2 protein-coding genes are annotated in these 2,204 nt (G+C 73.5%); one reads left to right on the top strand and one right to left on the bottom strand.

From position 1 onward, the window contains the following. Window positions 1-467 (bottom strand): YqgE/AlgH family protein (locus AAHZ94_RS36280; protein WP_349997879.1); only part of this gene is annotated, 467 nt, incomplete at its 3' end. A 250-nt stretch (window positions 468-717) separates the two neighbouring features. On the opposite strand from AAHZ94_RS36280, the gene murA reads away from it, so the two are divergent. Beyond that, window positions 718-2,058: a UDP-N-acetylglucosamine 1-carboxyvinyltransferase gene (murA, locus tag AAHZ94_RS36275; RefSeq protein WP_349997878.1), complete on the top strand. Its 1,341-nt coding sequence runs from the start codon at window positions 718-720 to the stop codon at window positions 2,056-2,058. Window positions 2,059-2,204: the final 146 nt, after the last annotated feature.

Genomic DNA, 2,204 nt, shown 5'->3' with positions numbered 1-2,204 from the left:
GTACGGGCGACACGGTCGCGGCGTGGGCGCCCCCGGCGGGCCGGGGGGGCGGGGCGCCCCCGCCCCCCCGGCCCCCGCGCGCGGGCCCCCCGCCCCCCGCCGGGGGGGCGGCGGGGCCCCCCCGCCGGGCGCGGGGGCGCGGCGGCCCCGCCACCGGTGGGCGGCGGGCCGGTGCCGGTCACCCGCCGGCCGCCGGTCCCCGGCTCGCCCGGCACCACCGCGACGCCGAGCGCCGAATCGAGCGAGACCGGCCCGCCCTGGAAGATCACCCCCGGCTCGCCGGCCAGCGCGGCCCACGCTTCGAGGATGTCGCCGACGCCGACGGGGGTGGGCCGGTTCAGGACGACACCGAGCGACCCCTCCTCGTCGTGGTCGAGCAGGAGCACCACCGCACGGTCGAAGTTCGGGTCCGCCAGCGCCGGTGTGGCGACGAGCAGCCGTCCTGTGAGCGAGGACACCTCCGTCATGCGCACATGATCCCGCACATCGGGCCGGTACGGGGGGTGGAAAGCAAGTCCCGGCGCAGAGCAGGCGGGGCGTACGACAGCAGCGACGGCGCACATCACGCCGCGTGAGGAAGGGGATACGTGCCGTGGCGGGGCGGCGTCAGGCCGGTGGCCGAGAGCCGATCGGCCTTACGGAACGGCTCGCGTTGGCCATTACTCTTTCCTTTTGCCCCCCTTGCCCATCACGGCCCATCCCAGGAACGCGAGACTTATGACCGGCACCGACGATGTACTCCTTGTCCACGGCGGCACCCCGCTGGAGGGCGAGATCCGGGCCCGGGGCGCGAAGAACCTCGTGCCCAAGGCCATGGTCGCCGCACTGCTCGGCAGCGGACCCAGCCGGCTGCGCAACGTCCCCGACATCCGGGACGTGCGGGTCGTACGCGGGCTGCTCCAGCTCCACGGGGTGACGGTCCGCCCCGGGGAAGAGGCGGGCGAGCTGGTGTTGGACCCGTCACACGTGGAGAGCGCCAACGTCGCGGACATCGACGCACACGCCGGTTCCTCGCGCATCCCGATCCTGTTCTGCGGCCCGCTGCTGCACCGGCTCGGCCATGCGTTCATCCCGGGCCTGGGCGGCTGTGACATCGGCGGCCGGCCGATCGACTTCCACTTCGAGGTGCTGCGCCAGTTCGGCGCGACGATCGAGAAGCGGGCCGACGGCCAGTACCTGGAGGCGCCGCAGCGGCTGCGCGGCTGCAAGATCCGGCTGCCCTACCCCTCGGTCGGCTCGACCGAGCAGGTGCTGCTGACCGCCGTGCTGGCGGAGGGCGTCACCGAACTGTCCAACGCGGCCGTCGAGCCGGAGATCGAGGACCTCATCTGCGTCTTGCAGAAGATGGGCGCGATCATCTCCATGGACACCGACCGCACCATCCGCATCACCGGCGTGGACACGCTCGGCGGCTACAACCACCGCGCCCTGCCGGACCGCCTTGAGGCCGCGTCCTGGGCCAGCGCCGCGCTCGCCACCGAGGGCAACATCTACGTACGGGGCGCGCAGCAGCGCTCCATGATGACCTTCCTCAACACCTACCGTAAGGTCGGCGGCGCCTTCGAGATCGACGACGAGGGCATCCGCTTCTGGCACCCCGGCGGCCCGCTCAACGCCATCGCGCTGGAGACCGACGTCCACCCCGGCTTCCAGACCGACTGGCAGCAGCCGCTGGTCGTCGCGCTGACCCAGGCGTCGGGCCTGTCGATCGTGCACGAGACGGTGTACGAGTCGCGGCTCGGCTTCACCTCGGCGCTGAACCAGATGGGCGCCCACATCCAGCTCTACCGCGAGTGCCTGGGCGGCTCCGCCTGCCGCTTCGGCCAGCGCAACTTCCTGCACTCCGCGGTCGTCTCCGGGCCCACCAAGCTCCAGGGCGCCGACCTGGTCATTCCGGACCTGCGCGGCGGCTTCTCGTACCTGATCGCCGCCCTCGCGGCCCAGGGCACCTCGCGCGTCCACGGCATCGACCTGATCAACCGCGGCTACGAGAACTTCATGAGCAAGCTCGGCGACCTCGGCGCCAAGGTGGAGCGCCCGGGCGCCACCGCCCACTGACACCCCGCGCCGCCGGCACCCGCGCCGCGCAGGCGCGCGTACCACCGCCGTACGGCCTCCGTACGACCGGGTGGCGACCCGCGCCCACCCGCGCCCACTCGCGTACCGCATCGGCCCCCGCAGCCAGCCCGGCTGCGGGCTGTGGG

Source organism: Streptomyces sp. HSW2009, from assembly GCF_040240285.1.
GTDB lineage: Bacteria > Actinomycetota > Actinomycetes > Streptomycetales > Streptomycetaceae > Streptomyces.
The sequence above is the reverse complement of the archived record's forward strand: the minus strand, read 5'-3'. Positions and strand labels throughout refer to the sequence as shown.